This is a genomic window from Arthrobacter humicola (genome assembly GCF_022803015.1).
GTDB lineage: Bacteria > Actinomycetota > Actinomycetes > Actinomycetales > Micrococcaceae > Arthrobacter > Arthrobacter humicola_A.
In genome coordinates, this window is record NZ_JAFKON010000001.1 from 946,209 (window position 1) to 967,102 (window position 20,894).

General features: G+C 65.3%; 19 protein-coding genes. 9 read left to right on the top strand and 10 right to left on the bottom strand.

All coding sequences use genetic code 11. From position 1 onward, the window contains the following. Positions 1–3 precede the first annotated feature (3 nt). On the bottom strand, positions 4–1,248 hold the full coding sequence (locus ARTB_RS04410; RefSeq protein ID WP_243177877.1) for an NAD(P)/FAD-dependent oxidoreductase: 1,245 nt from the start codon (positions 1,246–1,248) through the stop codon (positions 4–6). Positions 1,249–1,495: 247 nt separating this feature from the next. Here ARTB_RS04410 and ARTB_RS04415 point away from each other — a divergent pair, with 247 nt between their 5' ends. The 4 genes from ARTB_RS04415 to ARTB_RS04430 are packed head-to-tail and all read left to right on the top strand — an operon-like array spanning position 1,496 to position 7,427. Then, complete coding sequence (locus ARTB_RS04415; protein ID WP_243177878.1) at positions 1,496–1,846, top strand: bifunctional 3-phenylpropionate/cinnamic acid dioxygenase ferredoxin subunit; 351 nt, start codon at positions 1,496–1,498, stop codon at positions 1,844–1,846. A gap of 34 nt (positions 1,847–1,880) precedes the next feature. Next, positions 1,881–3,896 carry a BCCT family transporter gene (locus tag ARTB_RS04420; protein ID WP_243177879.1) on the top strand — a complete coding sequence of 672 codons (2,016 nt, stop codon included), beginning with the start codon at positions 1,881–1,883 and terminating at the stop codon, positions 3,894–3,896. Between the two features lie 9 nt (positions 3,897–3,905). Next, positions 3,906–4,898, top strand: coding sequence for a formyltetrahydrofolate deformylase (gene purU / locus ARTB_RS04425; protein ID WP_243177880.1), 993 nt, complete (start codon positions 3,906–3,908; stop codon positions 4,896–4,898). Positions 4,899–4,919: 21 nt separating this feature from the next. Further along, a complete protein-coding gene (locus ARTB_RS04430; RefSeq protein WP_243177881.1) occupies positions 4,920–7,427 on the top strand; it encodes a GcvT family protein in 2,508 nt (835 codons plus the stop codon). 220 nt (positions 7,428–7,647) lie between these two features. Here the strand turns inward: ARTB_RS04430 and ARTB_RS04435 are convergent, their stop codons facing one another. From ARTB_RS04435 to ARTB_RS04445, 3 genes are read right to left on the bottom strand one after another with little or no spacing between them, the layout of a single operon-like run. Then, a complete protein-coding gene (locus tag ARTB_RS04435; RefSeq protein WP_243177882.1) occupies positions 7,648–9,996 on the bottom strand; it encodes an FdhF/YdeP family oxidoreductase in 2,349 nt (782 codons plus the stop codon). Further along, positions 9,993–10,613, bottom strand: a complete 621-nt coding sequence (locus ARTB_RS04440; RefSeq protein ID WP_243177883.1) for an MBL fold metallo-hydrolase — start codon at positions 10,611–10,613, stop codon at positions 9,993–9,995. The genes ARTB_RS04435 and ARTB_RS04440 overlap by 4 nt, the downstream gene beginning before the upstream one ends. Then, positions 10,610–11,734, bottom strand: coding sequence for an S-(hydroxymethyl)mycothiol dehydrogenase (locus ARTB_RS04445; RefSeq protein WP_243177884.1), 1,125 nt, complete (start codon positions 11,732–11,734; stop codon positions 10,610–10,612). The genes ARTB_RS04440 and ARTB_RS04445 overlap by 4 nt, the downstream gene beginning before the upstream one ends. A 396-nt stretch (positions 11,735–12,130) precedes the next feature. On the opposite strand from ARTB_RS04445, the gene ARTB_RS04450 reads away from it, so the two are divergent. Further along, positions 12,131–12,907 carry an ion transporter gene (locus ARTB_RS04450; protein WP_243177885.1) on the top strand — a complete coding sequence of 259 codons (777 nt, stop codon included), beginning with the start codon at positions 12,131–12,133 and terminating at the stop codon, positions 12,905–12,907. Between the two features lie 84 nt (positions 12,908–12,991). Here the strand turns inward: ARTB_RS04450 and ARTB_RS04455 are convergent, their stop codons facing one another. Then, on the bottom strand, positions 12,992–13,816 hold the full coding sequence (locus ARTB_RS04455) for a VOC family protein (RefSeq protein WP_243177886.1): 825 nt from the start codon (positions 13,814–13,816) through the stop codon (positions 12,992–12,994). 186 nt (positions 13,817–14,002) lie between these two features. Here ARTB_RS04455 and ARTB_RS04460 point away from each other — a divergent pair, with 186 nt between their 5' ends. Then, positions 14,003–14,692 carry an HAD family hydrolase gene (locus ARTB_RS04460; RefSeq protein WP_243177887.1) on the top strand — a complete coding sequence of 230 codons (690 nt, stop codon included), beginning with the start codon at positions 14,003–14,005 and terminating at the stop codon, positions 14,690–14,692. Positions 14,693–14,817: 125 nt separating this feature from the next. Here ARTB_RS04460 and ARTB_RS04465 read toward each other — a convergent pair whose 3' ends face one another. Beyond that, the gene (locus ARTB_RS04465; protein ID WP_243177888.1) at positions 14,818–15,117 is read right to left on the bottom strand and encodes a MerR family transcriptional regulator; all 300 of its coding nucleotides are present in this window, start codon (positions 15,115–15,117) and stop codon (positions 14,818–14,820) included. Between the two features lie 132 nt (positions 15,118–15,249). On the opposite strand from ARTB_RS04465, the gene ARTB_RS04470 reads away from it, so the two are divergent. After that, positions 15,250–15,675: an Hsp20/alpha crystallin family protein gene (locus ARTB_RS04470; RefSeq protein ID WP_243177889.1), complete on the top strand. Its 426-nt coding sequence runs from the start codon at positions 15,250–15,252 to the stop codon at positions 15,673–15,675. A gap of 191 nt (positions 15,676–15,866) precedes the next feature. Beyond that, complete coding sequence (locus ARTB_RS21735; RefSeq protein ID WP_308197217.1) at positions 15,867–16,028, top strand: hypothetical protein; 162 nt, start codon at positions 15,867–15,869, stop codon at positions 16,026–16,028. Positions 16,029–16,225: 197 nt separating this feature from the next. Here the strand turns inward: ARTB_RS21735 and ARTB_RS04480 are convergent, their stop codons facing one another. The 3 genes from ARTB_RS04480 to rfaE2 all read right to left on the bottom strand — a co-directional run bounded on the left by ARTB_RS04480 (position 16,226) and on the right by rfaE2 (position 18,686). Next, on the bottom strand, positions 16,226–16,399 hold the full coding sequence (locus ARTB_RS04480) for a CsbD family protein (protein WP_043435456.1): 174 nt from the start codon (positions 16,397–16,399) through the stop codon (positions 16,226–16,228). A 155-nt stretch (positions 16,400–16,554) separates the two neighbouring features. Next, positions 16,555–17,079 carry a hypothetical protein gene (locus ARTB_RS04485; protein WP_243177890.1) on the bottom strand — a complete coding sequence of 175 codons (525 nt, stop codon included), beginning with the start codon at positions 17,077–17,079 and terminating at the stop codon, positions 16,555–16,557. Beyond that, positions 17,076–18,686 carry a D-glycero-beta-D-manno-heptose 1-phosphate adenylyltransferase gene (gene rfaE2 / locus ARTB_RS04490; RefSeq protein ID WP_243177891.1) on the bottom strand — a complete coding sequence of 537 codons (1,611 nt, stop codon included), beginning with the start codon at positions 18,684–18,686 and terminating at the stop codon, positions 17,076–17,078. The genes ARTB_RS04485 and rfaE2 overlap by 4 nt, the downstream gene beginning before the upstream one ends. A 304-nt stretch (positions 18,687–18,990) precedes the next feature. On the opposite strand from rfaE2, the gene ARTB_RS04495 reads away from it, so the two are divergent. Next, positions 18,991–20,148 (top strand): glycosyltransferase family 9 protein, encoded by a 1,158-nt coding sequence (locus ARTB_RS04495; protein WP_243177892.1) that lies wholly within the window; start codon positions 18,991–18,993, stop codon positions 20,146–20,148. Here the strand turns inward: ARTB_RS04495 and ARTB_RS04500 are convergent. Continuing rightward, positions 20,114–20,827, bottom strand: a complete 714-nt coding sequence (locus ARTB_RS04500; protein ID WP_243177893.1) for an SDR family oxidoreductase — start codon at positions 20,825–20,827, stop codon at positions 20,114–20,116. The genes ARTB_RS04495 and ARTB_RS04500 overlap by 35 nt on opposite strands. Between the last annotated feature and the right edge of the window lie 67 nt (positions 20,828–20,894).

Sequence of the window (20,894 nt, forward strand, 5' to 3'; positions counted from 1 at the left end):
TTGTCAGGACACGGCGGCAGCCCCCACCAGGGCCACCAGCGCGGAGGCGTCCGCACAGGCAGCCTGCCCGCTGGGCGAGCCCAGTGGCCGGGCCGGTGCAGCGAGCAGGCGCCGCCACTTCGTGAACAGCCGCGGCTGGTTCATCCCGAGGACCGCCACCGGAACATCCCCCCGGTAGTACACGGCAAGACAGCTATGCGTCAGGACGTCGCCGGCTTCGATCTCCACCCGGTCATAGCCGGCGCAGTGGCCGGCGAACTGCAACTTGACGCCGTACTGGTCGGACCAGAAATAGTGAGGCTTTGCCGGCTTCGGCGGGGCATCAGAGTCCAGCAGCGCCTCAACGGCCAGGGCCGCACGCTCCAGGGCGCCGGTCCAGTGCTCCACCCGGCGGTGTGTGCCGGCTGCATGGTCGAACCAGGAGGCGCAGTCGCCCACGGCCACGATCCCGGGGACACCGGTGCGGCCCATGGCATCGCACAACACACCGCCGCGGAGCTCCACGCCGGAGCCCTCCAGCCAGCCGGTGTTCGGCTCGGCTCCAATGCCAACCACCACGACGTCGGCGGCCACATAGCGTCCACCGGCCAGCCGGAGCCCGGTGACGTTGCCTTCGCCGCTGTAGAAGTCCTCTATGACTGCTGAGGAAATGAGCTCCACGCCGTTGGCGGCATGGAGCCCGGCCACCACGCCGCCCATCTCCGTACCGAGCTGGGCGGCGAACGGGACGGCCTTGGTGTCGATCATCGTGACTTCCATGCCGCGCGACGCGGCAGCGGAGGCCACCTCGGCGCCGATGAATCCGGCCCCGATCACAGCCATCCTGCTCCCGGGCACCAGCTCGGGGGCAAGACTCTGTGCGTCCGCCAGGGTGCGCAACGTGAACACATTGCTCAGCCCCGCCAAGATAGGCAGCTGCCGTGCCTTCGCGCCGGTGGCAATGACAATTCCGTCCGCTGTCACGCTGCGGCCGTCCGTCAGGAGGATGGTTCGCGAAGAGGCATCCAGGGACGCGGCTCCGGCTCCGAGCAGCCATTCGGCCTGCAGCTCGTCGGCGTCGGACTCCAGGAAAAGGTCCTCCGCTGTGATGGCGCCGAGCAGGAAGTCCTTGGACAGCGGCGGCCGGTCGTACGGCCGGTGCGGCTCGTCGCCAATAATGACCAGCCGGCCGGTAAAGCCTTGGGCGCGGGCCGCCCGGGCGGCGGAAAGACCCGCCAGGGAAGCTCCCACAATCGCAAGCGTCTGCATTTCGACGTCCCTTCAATTGCTTCCTACGCAACAACAATCGCTATATGCAACAGCGTGATTCATGCCACGCCCACTGTCAAGGGTCCCTCCGCCAAAGGGACCCTGGCACGAAACAGAGAGGTAATACCTTGACAAGCATTGTGACCTACCGCACTCTGTTGCTTATTGCGATTGCTGTTGTTCACTACGGAACACCACCAGCGGCAGTTGCACAGCCAAGGATCCCGACCGAAGAAGAGGTCCCTCCATGCACAAGGCATGCCCGCTCAGCGAACTGGCGCCCGGGGAAGCGCTGCGGCTGAACACCTCACCGCCCATCGCCGTCTTCCACACCGAGGAAGGCGAACTCTTTGCCATTGACGACACATGCACCCACCAGGATGCTTCCCTGGCGGACGGCTGGGTGGAGGACTGCTGGGTCGAATGCCCGCTCCACGCATCCAGGTTCAACCTGCGTACGGGAAGCGTCGACGCCCCGCCGGCCAAGCTGCCGGTCCGCTCCCACGAAGTCACAGTGATCGACGGCGACATCATGATCACCGAATCCAATGAGGTTCCCAACCTCCCCCCAGGCCTGACAGTGGACGGCCACATCTAGCCCCAGCCCATGAATCCGAACAGAGGAATCCCTCATGGCATTGAACAGTGACATTGGCTTGAACAGCGACACGAACTTGAACAGTGACATCGGTGTGGACACCGACGTCAACGTCACCACCCCCGCCGGGCAGGCGGCAGTCCTCACACCTTCAACACCTTTGGAAGCGGAGCCAACTGCCCCGGATCCCCTCCCTCCTGCACTCGTCCCGGATACCGAAAACTATGATCAGCTCCTGCAGGAACTGCGTCAGGGCAAGACCGAGCGGGCCGTGACGGAACGTCGGAACCGCAAGCTGACCCTCGACAAGGTCACATTCGGGATCACGGGCGCATGCGCCGTCGCCTTCGTGATGTGGGGTTTCCTCGGAAGGGACAGCCTTTCTGCCACGTCGCAGGGCGTTCTCGACTGGGTCATGGAGTACACCGGCTGGCTCTTCATGGTCTTGGCTTCTCTCTTCGTGGTCTTCGTGCTGTGGCTCGCCGTCGGTAAGTTCGGCAACATCCCGCTGGGCAAAGACGGGGAAAAACCCGAATTCCGCACCATCTCCTGGATAGCCATGATGTTTGCCGCAGGCATGGGCATCGGGCTCATGTTCTACGGCGTGGCTGAACCCCTGTACCACTACATCTCACCGCCGCCCGGAACCGTGGACGGACGGACCCCCGCAGCCATCCAGACCGCCATGGCAACGTCCATCTTCCACTGGACCCTGCACCCCTGGGCAATGTACGCGGTTGTTGGCATCGCCATGGCCTACGGCAGCTACCGCTTGGGGCGCAAGCAACTCATCTCTGCGGCCTTCACCTCGCTTTTTGGCATACGGATGGTCGAAGGGCCCGTCGGCAAGTTCATCAACATCCTGGCAATCTTCGCCACGCTGTTCGGTACGGCAGCGTCGTTGGGCCTTGGCGCCCTCCAGATCGGCAGCGGCCTGACGTCCAACGGCTGGGTCGGGGAGATCGGCACCCCGGTGCTCGTGGTGATCGTGGCTATCCTGACCACCTGCTTCGTGGCCTCCGCGGTATCCGGCATCAGCCGCGGCATCCAATGGCTGTCCAACATCAACATGGTCCTGGCCGTCGTCCTGGCACTCATCGTCTTTGTTGCCGGCCCCACGCTCTTCATCCTCAACCTGATTCCAGCCGCGATCGGTGACTATGCCAGGGACCTGGCCGAAATGTCTTCCCGGACGGAAGCCGTGGGAGACGAGGCATTGCGGAGCTGGATGTCCAGCTGGACGATCTTCTACTGGGCCTGGTGGCTGTCCTGGACGCCGTTCGTTGGAATGTTCATCGCCCGCATCAGCCGGGGACGCACCATCCGGCAGTTCGTCACCGGAGTACTGCTGGTTCCGAGCATTGTCAGCGTGATCTGGTTCGGCATCTTCGGCGGCACTGCCTTCAGCATCCAGCAGCAGGCCGACAAGACGGAGAACCCCGCTGACGGCCTCGTGAAAATGGTCGACGGCGCACCCTCCATATCCTTCGACGGTGCCCTCTTCGACCTGGTCAAGAACCTGAACATGCCTGCCTGGGCAACCACCGCCGTCATCGTCCTGGCCATGGTCCTCGTGGCAATCTTCTTCATCACCGGAGCAGACTCAGCCTCCATCATCATGGCCTCGCTGAGCTCCAACGGAGCCAGCGAACCTCGCCGCGGACTGGTGATCTTCTGGGGCCTGCTGACCGGCGGAGTGGCAGCCGTGATGCTCCTGGCCGGCGGCGATGAACCGTCCGAAGCGCTATCCGGCCTGCAGCGCATCACGATCGTGGCCGCCCTGCCTTTCGTTCTGGTCATGCTGCTGCTGTGCGTCGCACTGGCCCGTGACCTGCGCCGCGATCCGCTGGCCTTGCGACAGAGGCTCGCCACGACCGTCGTCGAACGTGCCATCCGCACCGGCGTGGAACAGCACGGAGGCGTCCAGTTTGATCTCGTGACCAAGCATGAGTGCGACGGACGCTGTTCCTCAGCCACCCGCTGCCCCGGCGATGCCACAGACAGCGACGCCAAATCCGGCGCCTCTCCCGACGCTGTCGCCACGAAGTAGGAGGAAATCGTGACCACAATTCTTGATGGCCGCCCCACCGGCGGCATTCCAGCCGCAACGGCCGAGGCCGCTGCTAAGCCCTCGTCGCCCAAAACCCGCACGCCTGAGTTCGTCCTCACCCTGGCCTGCCCCGAAAGGCCCGGCATCGTCCGGGCCGTCACCGCCTTCCTGGCCGACCGCGGTTTCGACATCGTGGAGCATCAGCAGTTCGATGACCACGTCAGCGGGAACCTGTTTCTGCGCACCGCCTTCACCGGCGGGCGCACGGACACCGGTGACGGAACCCGTCCAGATCCCGGTTTCGACGGGCTCAACGACCGGGTTTTCATCGCGGAGAGGCTCACGGCCGGCTTCGCGGCAACGGCCGCCGAATTTGGCATGAACTTCACCTTCCACGACGGCCGGCCGCAGCGCCTCCTGGTCATGGTCTCCAAATTCGGCCACTGCCTGAACGACCTGATCTACCGGTGGCGCGCGGGCAGCCTGGGTGCGGAGATCGCCGTCGTGGTTTCCAACCATGAGGACCTTCGCGCTATGGCCGAAAACGCCGGGCTCCCGTTCATCCATGTTCCGGTGACCCCCGGCACCAAACCGGAAGCCGAGGCGCGGCTGCTGGAACTCGTGGCCGGGTATGACGCCGATTTGGTGGTACTGGCGCGGTATATGCAGGTGCTGTCCAATGATCTGTGCACAAACCTGCGCGGCCGGGCCATCAACATCCACCATTCCTTCCTGCCGGGCTTCAAGGGCGCGAAGCCGTACCACCAGGCTTATGACCGCGGCGTGAAGCTCATCGGGGCCACGGCGCACTACGTGACGCCCGACCTGGATGAGGGACCCATCATCGAGCAGGAGGTCTTCCGGGTGGACCACAGCCTGGATGCGGACGCCCTGGTGACGGTCGGCCGGGACGCCGAATCACAGGCTCTGTCCCGGGCTGTGAAGTGGCATTGCCAGCACCGCGTCCTGCTCAACAACACCCGCACCGTCGTATTCCGCTAACGCGAACCAGGAGAACAACTTATGAGCGCATCACCACGCGTCGTCATCATCGGCGCCGGCATCGTCGGCACCAACCTCGCGGACGAACTCGCCAGCCGCGGCTGGAACAACCTCACGGTCGTCGAGCAGGGTCCGCTGGAACTGGCCGGCGGTTCCACCTCGCACGCCCCCGGCCTGGTCTTCCAGACCAACCCGTCCAAGACCATGACGGAATTCGCCAGCTACACGGTGGACAAGCTGCTCTCCCTCAGCGCCGACGGAGTGTCTTGCTTCAACCAGCTCGGCGGGCTTGAGCTTGCCACCACCGAGGTGCGGCTGCAGGACCTCAAGCGCAAGCTGGGGTACGCCACCTCTTGGGGCATCGAAGGCCGGATCATCGACCCCGACGAGTGCGGGAAGCACTACCCGCTGCTGACCACCGGGGCGCTGGCGAACGGCAACCAGGTCCTCGGCGGCCTTCACGTCCCGACGGACGGCCTGGCCTCCGCCGCCCGCGCCGTCCAGCTGCTGATCAGCCGCACCCGCCAAGCCGGCGTGACCTACCTCGGCTCCACCACCGTGACAGGCATCCAACAGACCTCGGGCAAGGTCACCGGCGTCGAAACGGCCGACGGCGTGATCCCGGCGGACATTGTGGTGTCCTGCGCCGGGTTTTGGGGCCGCGAGCTCGGCAAGATGGTTGGCTTGAAGGTGCCGCTGCTGCCGCTGGCGCACCAGTACGTGAAGACCACGCCACTTCCGGAGCTGAAGGGCCGGAACGAACTTCCCAACGGGGCCCGACTGCCCATCCTGCGCTTCCAGGACAAGGACCTCTACTACCGCGAGCACGGCGACCGGATCGGCATCGGCAGTTACGCGCACCGTCCGATGCCGGTGGACATGGAACGGCTTCCCCGCGTTGGCGCGGAGGAGATGTCCGATCACCGGATGCCCTCGCGCCTGGACTTCACCATGGAAGACTTCCTGCCCGCCTGGGAGGACAGCCAGGACCTCCTTCCGGCCCTGCGCGGGGCCCGGATCGAGGACGGGTTCAACGGCATCTTCTCATTCACTCCCGACGGCGGCCCTCTGCTGGGCGAGTCCCCCGACGTCGACGGCTTCTTCGTTGCCGAGGCAGTCTGGGTCACCCACTCAGCCGGCGTCGCCAGGGCCATGGCGGAGTTGCTCATCGAGGGCCAGTCCCGCACCGACCTGCACGGCTGCGAGCTCACGCGCTTCGAGAAGGTCCAGACCAGCGACCAGTATGTCAGCGAAACGTCCCAGCAGAACTTCGTGGAAATCTACGACGTCCTGCACCCGCTGCAGCCGAAGGAATCCCCGCGGGACCTGCGCGTCAGCCCGTTTAACATCCGTCAGAAGGAGCTCGGGGCGTTCTTCCTGGAGTCCGCTGGCTGGGAGCGCCCGCATTGGTTCGAGGCCAACCGCGGCCTGCTCGACGAACTGCCGGTGCAATGGCAGGCACCCGAGCGGGACGAGTGGTCCGCGATGTTCCACTCCCCCATCTCGGCGGCCGAAGCGTGGAAGACGCGTACCGCCGTCGGGCTTTATGACATGACGCCGCTGAAGCGGCTGGCGGTCACGGGGCCCGGGGCGCTGCCACTGCTGCAGCGGCTGAGCACCGGCAACATCGCAAAGAAGCCGGGTGCCGTGACGTACTGCCTCCTGCTGGCGGACGACGGCGGCATCCGCAGCGACGTGACGGTCGCCCGGCTCGCTGAGGAGCAGTTCCAGCTCGGCGTGAACAGCAACGTGGACTTCGACTACCTCCGTGTCGAGGCCAGGAAGCAGTCGGCGGCGGATCCAGCCCGGTGGGTGCACGTTTCCGACATCACCGGCAGCACCTGCTGCATCGGGCTCTGGGGGCCGCTGGCACGTGAAGTGATCGGCAAGCTCAGCACGGACGACCTCAGCAACGAGGGCCTGAAGTACTTCCGCACCAAGGACATCTCGGTGGGCGGCATCCCCGTCACCGCCATGCGGCTCTCCTATGTAGGCGAGCTTGGCTGGGAGCTATACACCACCGCCGAGTACGGGCTGAAGCTGTGGGACCTCCTCTTCGATGCAGGAAAGGAGCACGGCATCATCGCGGCCGGGCGTGGAGCGTTCAACAGCATGCGGCTCGAGAAGGGCTACCGGTTGTGGGGCACGGACATGACCTCCCAGCACCACCCCTACGAGGCCGGCCTGGGATTCTCGATCGCCAAGGACAAAGAGGGCTTCGTGGGCTGCGACGCCCTGGCCGCCTTCAGGGAACTGCCGGCCACCAGGGCGCTGCGGTGCCTGACCGTGGACGACGGCACATCCGTGGTGCTGGGCAAGGAACCGGTGTACGTCAACGGCGAGGCGGCCGGCTATGTCACCAGCGCCGCCTACGGCTACTCGGTCCGCAAGCCCCTCGCCTATGCCTGGCTGCCTGCCTCGGTGACCGAGGGCGACGCCGTAGAGGTGGAGTACTTCGGCGGGCGCATCGCGGCGACTGTCACGGCCGAGCCGCTCTTCGATCCCGGCATGGAGCGGCTGCGCGGCTGACGCGATCCGGCCCGCCGGTCTGGGGAAATCCCGAGGCTGGCGGGCCGTTCGCGCGAACAGACAATGGAGTCCGCCCTCCTGCCGCCAGCTGGCATTTAACGGCAGTCCCGGCGTCGGACACTGCCGTTATCTGCCACGTGGAGCAAGAGAGGCGCAACGGAATGGCCCCGCCTCCCGGGCTGGATCCCAACCAGGAAGCGGGGCCGCTCCGTCGCAGTGGCTAGCTCGCCGTGGCCGCCCCAAGCGCGGCAGCCGGCTCGAGGCGCTCCACAGGGTGCGGCACGAAGCGGACGAACATCGCCTTGAAGCCCGGGGTGTTGGATTCCCGTGCCACGTTCTCCTTGTGGACCAGGGCGTTGGCCTCGGGGAAATACGCCGCAGCGCAGCCCTTGGCCGTCGGGTAGGCCACGAGCCGGAACTTGTCCGCCTGCCGGTCGTGACCCCGGAACGTGCTCACCACGTCCACCAGGTCCCGGTCCTGGAAACCGAGCTCCGCCAGGTCCTCAGGGTGCACCAGGATCACCCTGCGTCCGTCCGAGATCCCGCGGTACCTGTCATCCACGCCGTAGAACGTGGTGTTGTACTGGTCGTGGCTGCGGATGGTCTGGAGGACCAGGTGGCCCTGGGGCGGGGTCAGGTACTCCAGCGGGCTGACGGTGAACCGTCCGCGGCCGATGTCTGTCTTGAAGGACCGGGTGTCCCGCGGCGGGTTGGGCAGTACGAAGCCGTTCCTGGTCCGGATCCGGGCGTTGAAGTCCCCGAAGCCCGGGATGACGCGGGAGATGTGGTCCCGGACCACGTCGTAGTCCCCGGCCATGGCCTTCCAGTTGACCGGATGGTCCTCGCCGAGCGTGGCGTCAGCCATCCGGGCGATGATCACCGGCTCGGCGAGCAGGTGCTCGGAGACCGGCATCAGCCGGCCCTGCGTGGAGTGGACCACGGACATGGAGTCCTCCACGGAGAGGAACTGGGCGCCGCCCGGGTGCTTGTCGTCCCTGTCTGTCCGGCCCAGGGTGGGAAGGATGAGCGAGGTGCGCCCGTGCACGATGTGGGAGCGGTTGGGTTTGGTGGAGATGTGGACGGTCAGTCCGATCCGCTGCATCCCGGCTTCGAGGGTTTCGGTGTCGGAGCAGGCGAGGGAGAAGTTGCCGCCCATGGACACAAACACATCCACCTCGTTCCGCTCAAAGGCCTCCATGGCCTCGACGGCGTCGTAGCCGTGGCCGCGCGGAGACGTGATCCGGAATTCCTTGTCCAGGGCTTCGAGCAGCCATTCCTTGGGCTTCTCCCAGATGCCCATGGTCCGGTCGCCCTGGACGTTGGAGTGTCCGCGGACCGGGCAGGCGCCGGCGCCGGGTTTGCCGAAGTTGCCCTGCAGGAGCAGGACGTTGACCATTTCCTTGATGGTGTCCACGGAGTGCGGCTGCTGCGTGACGCCGAGGGCCCAGCAGAAGATGGTGGCCTTGGACCGGATGAGCAGTCCGGCCACTTCCTCGATCTGGGCCCGGGCCAGGCCGGTGGCTGTCTCGGTCTCTTCCCAGTCCAGCTCCCGGCGGGCGTCGCGGTAGGCGTCGAAGCCGTCCGTCTGTGCCTCGACGAAAGTCCGGTCGACGACGGTGCCGGGTGCCCGATCTTCCTCCTCCAAGAGCAGGTGGCCCAAGGCCTGGAATAAAGCCAGGTCCCCGCCCACCTTGATCTGCAGGTACTCGTCTGCCAGCGGTGTGCCGTTGCCGAGCAAACCGGAGACGGTCTGCGGGTCCTTGAAGTTGAACAGCCCGGCCTCGGGCAGCGGGTTCACCGCCACCACCTTGCCGCCGTTGTCCTTGCATTCCTTGAGCGCTGAGAGCATCCGGGGATGGTTGGTGCCGGGATTCTGCCCCACGACGAAGATGAGTCCCGAGTCGTGGATATCCTCCAGGGACACGGTGCCCTTGCCGATGCCGATGGTCGGGTTCAGCGCCGAGCCCGAGGATTCGTGACACATGTTGGAACAGTCCGGGAGGTTGTTCGTGCCCAGGGCCCGGGCGAACAGCTGGTACATAAACGCCGTCTCGTTCGCGGTGCGCCCGGAGGTGTATAAAACGCAGCGGTCAGGGCTTGAAGCGCGGATGTGCTCCCCGATCAGACCGAACGCTTCGGCCCAGGAGATCGGCGAATAATGCGCGTCTCCTTCCCGGATGACCACGGGCTCACTGAGCCGGCCCTGGTTGCCCAGCCAGTATTCCGTCTTCCCAGCCAGTTCGGCGATGGAATGCCGGGCCCAGAACTCCGCCCCGACCGTGCGCAGGGTGTTCTCCTCCGCCACCGCCTTGGCGCCGTTCTCGCAGAACTCGGCCGTTTTGCGCTTCTTATCCGATTCCGGCCACGCGCAGCCCGGGCAGTCGAACCCGCCGCGCTGGTTCAGCCGCAGCAGCGAGTGGGCCGTCCGGGATACTCCGGCCTGGGCCACGGCGCGCTCCAGCGCCACCATCACTGCCTTGACACCGGCTGCTTGCTTCTTCGGTGTGTGGACTTCCAGCTCGTCCTCGTTAATGTCCGCGACGGGAGCCGGCTGCCTGCCTAATTTCACAGCTTCACCTTGGTCAGCGTCTCCCGCTCCGCCCCGATTGTGGTGCTGTCGCCATGCCCGGTGCGGACCACGGTTTCGGGAGGGAGCGTCAGCAGCCGTTCCCGGATCGAGGAGAGGATGGTCGGGTAGTCGCTGTAGGACCTGCCGGTCGCCCCTGGGCCCCCGTTAAACAGAGTGTCGCCGGTGAACACCGTTCCCTCCCCCGCCAGCAGGAAGCAGGTGGATCCGGGTGAGTGGCCGGGGGTGTGGATGGCCCTCAGTGTCGCGCCTCCCACGCGGAAGACCTCGCCATCGGCAAGATCACGGTCCGGCTTGACGTCGGGATAAACCTTTTCCCAGAGCATCAGGTCATCGGGGTGCAGGTGGATGGGGGCATTCACCGCCGCTGCGACCTCGCGGGCCGCGCCGATGTGGTCGTTGTGCGCATGGGTGAGCAGGATGGCAAGGACCTTCCGGCCGCGGACCTGGTCGATGATTGCGGCTGCGTCGTGCGGGGAATCGATGATCACGCATTCTTCGCGGTCGCCGACGATCCAGACGTTGTTGTCCACGTCCCAGGTGCCGCCGTCGAGCGAAAACGTCCCCGACGTCACCAGGCTCTCGATGGTGACGCTCATGCGGGCTCCGCCACGGCCGCGAGATCGGCGGCCGGCCGGATTTCAACCACGGAGCGCAGGACCTTGCCCTCGTGCATCTTGCCGAAGGCCTCTTCCACCTGGTCGATGGTGATGCGTTCGGTGACGAAGGCGTCCAGGTCCAGATTGCCGAGCTTGTAGTGCTGGACCAGCATCGGGAAGTCGCGGGACGGCAGGCAGTCTCCGTACCAGGAGGATTTCAGCGACCCGCCGCGGCCAAAGACATCCAGCAGCGGCAACTCGAGCAACATGTCCGGTGTCGGCACGCCCACCAGCACTACGCGGCCGGCGAGGTCCCGGGCGTAGAACGCCTGCTTGTACGTTTCGGGGCGTCCCACCGCCTCGATCACGACGTCGGCACCGTTGCCGCCGGTCAGCGCCCGGATGGCTTCTATCGGGTCTTCCCTGCTCGAGTCCACGCCGTGGGTGGCGCCGAGGGACTTGGCCATTTCCATTTTGTTGGCGTCGATATCCACCGCGATGATCGTCGTCGCGCCGGCCAGCTTCGCGCCGGTGATCGCGGCGATGCCCACGCCGCCGCAGCCGATGACGGCGACGGATTCGCCGCGCTTGACCTCACCGGTGTTGATGGCGGCGCCGATGCCGGCCATCACACCGCAGCCGAGCAGCCCGACAGCTGCGGGATCGGCGTCCTCGTCAACCTTGGTGCACTGCCCGGCCGCGACGAGCGTCTTCTCGGCGAAGGCCCCGATGCCCAGCGCGGCCGTCAGCTCGGTGCCGTCCTCCAGAGTCATCTTTTGCGTTGCATTGTGGGTGTTGAAGCAGTACTGCGGCTGGCCCTTGGCACAGGCACGGCACTCGCCGCACACCGCGCGCCAGTTCAGGATCACGCGGTCCCCGGGAGCGACCTCGGTGACATCCGGTCCCACGGCGCTGACCACGCCGGTGGCCTCATGGCCCAGCAGGATGGGGAAATCATCGGTGATTCCGCCCTGCTTATAGTGGAGATCAGTGTGGCAGACGCCGCAGGTCAGAATGTCCACAAGCGCCTCACCGGGTCCGGGATCCGGCACGAGGATGTTCTCGACCGAAACAGGGGCATTCTTTTCCTTGGCGATGACCGCCTTTACTTTGTGAACCATAGTTCCTGTGTTCCTTTCCTGAGTCCGCGAGGGACTCTTTTGCGGGACTCTTGGCGACGGACACGCGATGCCAATCTGGCCCAGCCGTTGCGGCCCGAAATCGTCTGCCCGTTCCCCCAAGCTCTTGTCCTGTGCTTTGACGGTGAGGGCACGTCCCCCACCTGCCATCGAATTGCGTATTACACAACACGATTCACATAGCGCGTACTTTGAAAATATGGCAGTCATCACACCGGGGTGTCAATAGATTCCCGCTGTGCGACCTTCGCGTACCTGCCGTGAAAGCTCTGCGGCGCGCGACACCGTACAGAACTCCACGCAGATCCCTTTTGTACGCGCCAGCAACCTGGGCAAAAAGTGTCAGCTACATCGCCGCCCGCGTGCCAGAATCCTCACATGAGCAAGGAACGCAATGAACTGAAGAGCATCGGATACGAAATCTTCATCGGTATCCTTTCGATCCTGTCGATCGTCAATCTCGTACTCTTGTACGCCGCGCAGGACGAGTCGCTCGACACCGTACTGAAGGCGATGAACGCCCTGTTCAGCATTATCTTCGTCGCCGACTTCCTCTACCGGATCTTCACCGCACCATCGGCGGGCGCCTATTTCTTCAAGCACTTCGGCTGGGCCGACCTGTTGGCCAGTGTGCCTTTGGCGCAGTTCAAGATCCTGCGCGTTTTCCGGCTTGCCCGGGTGTACCGGCTGCTTCGCGATGTCGGCATCCAGACGGTCGGCCGAGCGCTGATCAAAGATCGGGCCGGCAGCTCCCTGTACATACTGCTGCTCATGGGCATTTTCGTGCTGGAATTCGGAAGCCTCACGATGCTCGGCGTCGAGCAGTACGCCCCAGGGGCCAACATCACGACCGCCTCGGACTCCCTCTGGTACACGATCGTCACGATCTCGACCGTCGGATACGGTGACCAATATCCGGTCACCGATGCGGGCCGCATGATCGGGACAGGCATCATCGTCGTCGGTGTCGGCATCTTCGGCACATTCACCGGCTATCTGGCCAACTTCTTCCTGGCTCCCAAGAAGGCTTCCGCGCCGCCCGTCGATGCGGCTGATACGAGTGCCGCAACGGTCGAGGGGCTCCGCCTGAGCCTCGAAGAGTCTGAGGCAAAGCTCGCCGAGATCAGAAAGCTCCTTGCCGGGCCAACCGAGTGAAAGTTCGCGCCAGACCCGACGCCACGTGTGCCAGCCCCTCGTGACCCGGCGCTCTCTGACCCGGCGCCTCCATTGAAGGAGCGCTCATGGCGACGGGGGCGTGAACTGGCTGGCGGTAAACTCCGCTCCCTGGGGGTCCCGGATCAGTGCCGTGCGCGTCCACTCGGTCTCGCTTTGGCTAAGGACTTGGGCGCCGAGCCGCTTCGCATCAACCACCGTCTGGTCCCGGTCGGCAACGGTGAACGAGACGTGCCACTGCGGCAGTTCGTCGGGGGCCGTGGTCGCGATCCAGGCGATCGCATCCTCGAAGCCAAGTGGAGGGGCCAGGGCTGACTGCCTCGCCCTGATGCCCGGATCGATTGTCGCCTCAAGGTGATCACCGTAACCGGGCCTGCGGACCATGATCCCGAAGCCGAGGTCGTCGACTTGCCAGCCAAACACGTCCTCATAGAACTTGATGGCCGCGCCGGGGTTAGGCGTGTGGAGGTCGCTGAAATTCCAGGACCCCGGCGCATTGGCCACCTGTGCCCCCAAGCGTCGCCTGGCTTGCCAAATGCGGAACCCGACGCCCCCTGGATCGGTCAACGCAGCACTGCGGCCGCCTTCTCCAGCGTCTGCGGCTGCCGACCGCACCGTAGCGCCGGCTGCGACCAGACGCTGCACTGCGGTATCCGCGTCCTCGACGGATATGTAGGTATTCCATGCCGCGGCACCACGGGCGTCCGCCATCCCGGCGACGTCCTGGCCATCGAGCTTGGCTATCAAGTATCGGCCCGGCGCGCCCGCCGGCACGGCGTCCTCGAACGTCCAGCCAAAGAGGCCGGCATAGAACTCGGCGGCCGCCTCGACGTCGGGCTGCTCGGTGTCGATCCAACACGGTACGCCCTGAGGGTAGGTTCGCTGCGTCATATCTCGCTCCCGTCCATGGACATAGCCTAGCGAGCGGGGGCCCGGCCGGGCGCTCAACTCCTCTATTAAGTAGTCTTACTATGAGTCTTTGAGAGGTCCTTCGGACCCCGGTCAGGAAAGATCCGATATGGGCCGAGCCGTTGCCTGGTCAGGCACATGCGGCCCTCAACTAAAGGTGGAGTAGCAATGGTGCCAGGTTCAAAATCCGAAAAGAAACGCGGCGTCCTTTTCGACGTCGACGGGACCTTGATTGACTCCAGCTATTTCCACGCCCTTGCCTGGTGGCAGGCGTTCCGGCGGGAGGGGCTGGACGTCCAGATCTCGGCTATCCACCGCTGCGTCGGCATGGGCGGCGACAAGCTCATCGAACACTTGGTCCCCGGGTGCACCAAGGACATGCAGGAAGACCTCAAGTCCTCGCACGGCGCCGTGTTCGCCACGTTTTGGCCTTCCCTGCGCCCCTTCGACTCTGCCCGGGACCTCCTGGCCGCCTGCTCCGGCGCCGGGCTGGCCGTGGGTTTGGCGTCATCAGCGCAGGAGCGCGACCTGGACATCGCCCGGCGCCTCCTGGACGCCGGCACGTCCATCGATGCGTGGACCAGTTCCAACGACGCCGCCGAGAGCAAGCCCGCTCCCGACATTCTGCTGGCGTGCCTGGACAAGCTTGGGCTCAGCCCGGCGGACGTCGTATTTGTTGGCGACGCCGTCTGGGACGTGCTGGCGGCGGCGGCAATCGGAGTTCCCGCCATTGCCCTGACCTGTGGCGGAATCAGCGAAGCCGAGCTGCGGGAGGCCGGTGCCGCAGAGGTCTACGACAATCCGCGGCACCTGTTGGAAAACCTTGAAAGCAGCGCGATTGGAAAGCTGAGCGCCTGATTACGGCACGCCTGGCCTCAAGGCGCCCGGAGCCTCCCGGCGCGAACTGCCCACCCAGGGCCCAAGTCAGCCAGCGGCGAATTGAACACAGCGTGGTCCGCTGAGTTGTGACGTGGCGGCCCGGCTCAGGGATTACTTCGTCGTTTGGCTGCGGCGAGTTCGCGTTCCAAGTGCCGGTTGGCCGCCTCCAGCTCGAGGACGACCCGGATCCCGGCAAGGTTGAGCCCGTCCTGAAGGAGCGCGCTGATCCTGCGAAGCGCTACCAAATCCTGTTCGCTGTACAGGCGGGTACCGCCGTCGGTCCGGCCCGGCTGCAACAGCCCCTTGCGTTCGTAGAGACGCAAATTCTGCTGTCCCATCCCCACGAGTTCGGCCGCCACAGAGATGGCATAGACGCCCGCGGCCCCGCCGGTGTCCGGCCCCATAGGATCCCCCTAAGACCTGTGAATTAACCTCTTGCACCAGTGTGGCACCGGTGTTATAAAAAATCTATCGCAGCCAGAATAGATAATCTGGCTGGGCAACGTCATACACGATCTGTAGGGAGTGAGATAGCCATGCTGATGCGCACCGACCCGTTTCGCGAGCTCGACCGGCTCACCCAGCAGGTCCTCGGCACGGCGGCCAGGCCCGCCGCGATGCTCATGGACGCTTGGCAAGCCGGAGAGGAATTTGTCGTCGCATTCGATCTGCCCGGGGTGGACGTCGACTCGGTGGAGATCGACGTCGAACGCAACGTCCTGACGGTCCGCGCCGAACGGAAGAATCTGACAGACGACACCACGGAACTAATTGCGTCCGAGCGTCCCCGCGGCGTTTTCAGCCGCCAGATCGTCCTCGGCGATGCCCTGGACACCGAGGCGGTGAAGGCCAGCTACGACGCGGGCGTGCTGTTGCTACGGATCCCCATCGCCGCAAAGGCAAAACCCCGCCGGATCCAGATCGAGACAAGCAGTGACCAGGCCCGCGAGATCAGCGCCTGACTGCCTCCACACTGACGCCGTCAGGAAAGCAGTCAGCCAAGCAGGGAATTGAGCGACGGCGCCCAGCCCAGGCGGGGGCGTCGCCCACCGGGCAGAATTCTCACCACATCCCAGGCCGGATCCGGAACAACGAAGTCAGCCAAGCTGAAGCCGAGGGGCCCGCCACGAGCAACAGCAGGAAAGGAACTGACATGACCACCACCCACTTTGACCGGTTCCTTAGCGAAGCTCTCGCCACTGGCCGCGAGTCCGACACCGGATTGGGGAAGGAGGAGCTCTACGGCCTCTACACGAGTTGGTGCCTGATAAACCAGGACCGGCCACAGCCCGCCGGTCCCTCTGGGCGGCACTGAAGGAACACCGGATCAATCCTGCGGACAACCGCCTGACTATGACCGGACCGGCCGCTACGGATTACATTCTGGCCGGCGCGCCCAACCTGGCCTGATCCGGCACACCTCCCGGCGGGCGCAGGCCTCGAACCCACTCCAACTTGCGGAAGCAAATCACAAGTGCGCCCGCCGGTGTGCTCGCGTCGTTCCCGGAATCATTACTTCTTGAAGGCGTCCTTGACCTTTTCGCCGGCCTGCTTCAGGTCAGCTTTGACTTGGTCCCCTTTGCCTTCGGCTTCCAGCGCCGGGTCGTTGGTAGCTTTGCCGGCCGCTTCTTTGCTCTTGCCACCGAGATTCTCGGCGGCGTTCTGGATCTTGTCTCCCGCTCCCATGATGGTCCTCCGATGGTTCCGCCGCGGGCCGGTCGCCAGCGACGATACTAAAAGTTTAAGCACCCAGGGTTTGCAGCGCGAGATGCTGGGCATCGCGTGGGCGGATCACAGCCCAGGTGCTGCCGGCGCTTTGGATGCTCACGGTTCCGGAATGCTCACGGCTTCGCGGCAGGCGCGAGTCTGGTCCGGCAAGTGTCCAGCAGCAATGTCTCCAGGGCCCGAATTTGGGCCGCCGCGCGGTTGCTTAGCTGTTCCATGCGGTCCGGGTCGATGCGCTTGTCTTCACGTGACAGCACCCGGAGTGTCTTCCAGAGCAGCAGTTTTCCGGTGACGGCTGAGATCAGCGACTCAAGCTCGAGTTGCCCTTTGGCTCCCTCGATGGAATGCAGCGGGTTGAGCGGATCGAGGGCGGCAACCTGCGCCCCGGCCCAGGCAACGGGCTTCTTGTAGGCAGGCATGCTCGAATGAAGTTGTTCGCAGATTTCTTCCAGCGCCCGTTTGTCTTCACTCACCTCGGCTGCGAGCCTGCCGACTTCGCCGGCATGGGACGTGTCCCGCCAGGACTTGGCGGCCTGCTCGAAGAGACGCTCCCCCGCGCTGGCGGCGGTCAGATGGCTGTGCAAGTATGCGGACAAGGAATGGCTGGCAGCTGTATCTTCGGAATCGGCGCTCTTCTTCATCGCAATTTCCCCTCTGTGATCGGACTGATGGTCGTCTGCGGACCGGCTGTGTCCCCGGCATGGTCGGGGGATTTGCTGCGGGGTGTGCCGTCGAAGCTGCGGATCCGGTCCACCACCGCAGTGGTGGACTGTTCAGGAACGTAGTCCAGGATCGCCACCCGGCCGCCATAGCGCTCCACGACGGAGGTTTCTGCCAGCATTTCGGGGCTGTAGTCGCCGCCCTTTGCGTAGATCTCCGGACGGATCCTCTTGAGCAGGGGAATGGGCGTGGGAGTGTCGAAAACTGTGACATAGTCCACGCAGCTAAGGGCGGCAATCACAGCGGCACGGTCTGTGATGGTGTTAATGGGTCGTCCGGGCCCTTTCAACCGGCTGACGGATTCGTCGCTGTTCAGAGCCACCACCAGGACATCGCCCAACTGTTTGGCTTGATTGAGGTAACGGGTGTGGCCGCGGTGCAGGACGTCGAAGCACCCGTTGGTGAGAACCACGCGGCGTCCCTCCTCACGGTGCCGGCGCACTTGCCGGGCGAGCTCGTCGGCGTCGAGGGCGGCACCGGTGAACCCCTCAAGGTGACGGCTGAGATCCTCAGTACTGCACACCGAAGTTCCCGGACGGTGCACCGCAACGTCGGCGGCGGCCTGGGCAAGATCAACGCTGGTGGTCAGCGGCAGTGACGCCGCCCGGGCAACTGTCAGCGCGGCAACGAAAGTGTCGCCTGCGCCGGATGCTTGCGCCTCCTGGACGGGACGTGCCCAGGTCCGGTGGACTTCCCCGGATTTGGGCAACAGAACCGTCCCTTCGCGGTCCAGCGTCACAACGACCGCCTCCGCGCCGGCCGCTTCCAGCAGCTCGTTGCGGTGATCGACGACGGCGGCCGCCCGCTCGGGTCCGGCGGTGAGCTTAACGCCGAGCATGGCGGCAGCTTCCAGGGCGTTCGGGGTGGCCAGGTCCGGTTTCAGTCCGGCCCAGGCGCGTGGCTGATGCGCGTCCACGACCAGCAGAAGATCCGAGCGTCCCGGCAGCACGTCAAACAGGGCGCTCCGTACCGCTCCGCTGAGCGCCCCGGCTCCGTAGTCACACAGGACCACTGCGTCCTGGTCTTGCAGCAATTGAGGGATACATTGTGCCAGTCGGCTCAAGGCCTCCGCCGGGGTCTCACCTGCGACTTCGTCGAGCCGGAGCAGAATTTGGCCGCCGCTGCTGATCCGGATTTTGGTGGTTGTGGTCAGACCGGCCACCTGGTCCACGTAGGTGGCGTCCACGCCACTGTCCCCTAATTGGCGGAGCAGCTCCGCCGAGGCATCATCGCGCCCCGTTAGCCCTGCCAGTCGTACCTTGGCCCCGAGGGCGGTCAGGTTCATGGCGGTGTTGGCGGCGCCGCCCGGAGAGAATTTCCGCTGGCCGACTTCCACGACCGGGGCCGGCGCCTCACGACAGAGCCGGTCAATGGATCCCGACCACCAGCCGTCGAGCATCACATCGCCGATGACGGTGATGGAAGGCTCAGCCGCCGCCAGCCGTCGGGGCAGCCAGCCGGTCAGGCCGCGCTGGTCCGAGAGGCCGCCCCGGCGCTCGTCGCCATCCTGCGGGCGCGGGCGGGTCACGGCTTCACCACGCAGAGTCTGATCTGCACGATCGCTGGCATGTTGTTCCTTTCCGGCGGCCCTGTGGTTTGAATGCAAACTGCCCGGTCACGGTCCGGGCGGGAGATCACTCTTACGTAGACCCATACCCTCGTGCCGGGGCATCTACACCCTGCAGCCACGGACAGTTTCACGTTCCCGAACATCCAGTGCCGGTCCGCGGAAACCGGACGATTGCTTGCGGGGCGAAATGTAGCCAAAGGTTGCGTCCGGGACTTATGGTGGCCCCACACATGTGCACCGGACGGACAGGACAGGACGGGTGGTGGCGGACCTCAGGGCGGAATTCGGCGGAGCTGACGTAGCGGGCTGGGGCGTCGGGCCGGTGCTGAAAAAATTTCCGAAGGTCTCGCGGATCGCGGTCCTGCGGGGCGGCGGGCTGGGTGATCTGCTGTTTGCCCTGCCGGCAGTGTCGGCGCTCGTCGCGGCGTACCCCGGGGCAAGTGTCACGATGCTGGGGACCCCCGTCCACACTGAACTGCTGGGCGGCACCCTGGGGCCGGTCAGAGACGTCCGGGTGCTGCCCATAGTTGAAGGCTTGAGGCCCGGCAGGCAAGACCCCGCAGCGATCGACGCCTTCCTGGCCTCCATGCGGGACGAGGAGTTCGATCTCGCGGTTCAGCTCCATGGCGGCGGCCGCTACTCCAATCCGTTCCTCCTGCGCTTGGGGGCCCGCCACACCGTGGGAACGCGGACGGCCGACGCTGCGCCACTGGAGCGTAGCGTCCCCTACGCCTATTACCAGCACGAGCCGCTTCGGGGGCTGGAGGTGGCGGGACTGGCCGGCGCTCCCCCGGTTGACCTGGAAGCCAGGCTGCGGCCACAGGACCAGCACCTGTCCAAGGTCAAGGAATTCCTTGATCGCCTCCGCGACAGCCCGGCAACCCCTGTTGTGGCTGTCCATCCCGGCGCCATGGATCCCCGCCGGCGCTGGCCGGCGGAGAGGTTCGGCGAGGTGGCGGCGGCCTGCGCCGCCGATGGCTGCCGTGTGGTGGTAGTGGGCACCGCGGACGAACGGCAACTCGCTGACGGGGTCGTGACGGCGGCCGGCTCAGACCGGGTCATCTCACTGGCCGGCACACTCAGCCTGGGCGCCTTGGCGGCGTTGTTGGACAGCTGTGCTGTGTTGCTGGGCAATGACAGCGGCCCCCGTCATCTGGCCCAGGCCCTGGGGACGCCGACGGTGGGCTTGTACTGGGTTGGCAACCTGATCAACGCAGGGCCGCTGGGCCGAAGCCTGCACCGCATCCATCTGTCATGGGTGACGCGGTGCCCACAATGCGGCGCCGACCTCACCCAGGTGGGATGGACGGCGCCGCGCTGCGAGCACGATACCTCCCTCCTGGCGGGAATCAGTCCGGCGGATGTTTACGCGGACGTGCGGTGGTTCACGGCCAGGACTCCTCTTGCGCATGGCAGATGAGCAACTCGCGGACTTCACAACCCGGAGGCTGGGAAAGTGCAAACATCACGGCCTGCGCCACCCTGGCCGGATCGTTCAGGCGCGAACCGTCCTGGGGCTTGTACTTCTCGGCCCGGTCGTCGAAGAAGCGGGTATTCATCCCGCCCGGGATCAGCGTGGTCACGCCGATCTCTGCACCCGTCTCCGCGGCAAGCGCCTGGCTGAATCCGATGACGCCGAACTTGGACGCGCAGTATGCCGAAGCCTCCGGCAGCGCCCGCAACCCCAACGTCGAGGCCACCGTGACAACCCGGCCGCGGGAGGATTTCAGGTACGGCAGGGCCGCCCGCACCACCGAGACTGTACCGAGGAGATTGACGAAGATGACCTGTTCCCAGTCGTCTGCCGGGACGTCCTCGAGCTTTCCGCACCGGTCAATTCCTGCCGCTGTCACCACCGCGTCCAATCCTCCCAGGGCCTCCGCGGCCTGCGCAATGGCGGCCGTCACCGCTGCCCGGTCAGCAACATCGACTTCGAGGGCCTTCGCCGCGGACACGTTCCGGACATCGCGGTCGAGGACGAACGGCGTCCCGCCGGCGTCGAGCACGGCGTTGACGACGGCGGCACCAAGTCCTGATCCCCCTCCGCTCACCACGACCCTGCCGGGCGTGGATGGGGCAGGTGGGCTAAACCTTTTCATGGTGTTCCTTTCATTAGCGGCCAATACCTGGCCGGTTTGGATTCACGGGAATTGGATTCAGATGATC